We start from the raw sequence: 277 nt of genomic DNA on the forward strand, positions 1-277 counted from the left end.
GCAGGTCGGCGGTGGTCAGATACGTCCGCCCGTAGGCGGCGCCGTCGAGCCGGGCCGACCGGATGTAACGGGCGTCGGCCGAGGTGCCGGGCGCGCTGATCGTGAGCCGGCCGTGCGGGAACCAGCGGCGGTCCAGGGTGAGGTCCACGCGGTCGAAGACCGGGGTGGACAGGCCCCAGGTGTCGTAGCCCGGCTGGACCGGGAAGACGCCGATGGACGACAGCACGTTCCACGCGGACATCGTGCCGAGGTCGTCGTTGCCGGTCATGCCGGTCGG

The 277-nt window shown here is 72.6% G+C and carries 1 protein-coding gene; it reads right to left on the minus strand.

From position 1 onward, the window contains the following. Positions 1-277, minus strand: a 277-nt coding sequence (locus tag GTW40_RS21960; RefSeq protein ID WP_161181901.1) for a glycoside hydrolase domain-containing protein, incomplete at both ends; no start/stop codon positions are given.

The organism is Streptomyces sp. SID4985 (assembly GCF_009863025.1).
GTDB lineage: Bacteria > Actinomycetota > Actinomycetes > Streptomycetales > Streptomycetaceae > Streptomyces.